We start from the raw sequence: 323 nt of genomic DNA, 5'->3' as shown, positions 1-323 counted from the left end.
CATGTCTCCTTCGGGCACGTCTGGGGCCTGCTGGTGGACGGCAAGTTCAACCCGGGCCTGCCGCCCGCCGAGCCGTTCCCGCTCCCGGTGCACTCCGGTGACATCCGGGTCCACGTGCAGTCCGCGCTGGCCATGCTTGCCCCGGTCTGGGGCCTCCAGCCGCTGCTGGAAACCTCCGCCGAGCAGGCCCGCAACCACCACGCCCGGGCCGCGGTGATGGCGCTCTCGTACGTCGCGCAGTCCGCCCGCGGCCAGGGCATGCCGATGGTGCCGCAGCGCGAGATCGACAAGGTCTAGACCGCGGTCGAGCGGCTCATGATCAG

The 323-nt window shown here is 71.5% G+C and carries 1 pseudogene; it reads left to right on the top strand.

What is annotated here, in order from left to right:
* Positions 1–291 (top strand): annotated as a pseudogene (locus tag UK12_RS34635) (citrate synthase); the annotation flags it as partial.
* Between the last annotated feature and the right edge of the window lie 32 nt (positions 292–323).

It is taken from the genome of Saccharothrix sp. ST-888, assembly GCF_000955975.1.
Lineage (GTDB): Bacteria > Actinomycetota > Actinomycetes > Streptomycetales > Streptomycetaceae > Kitasatospora.
The sequence above is the reverse complement of the archived record's forward strand: the minus strand, read 5'-3'. Positions and strand labels throughout refer to the sequence as shown.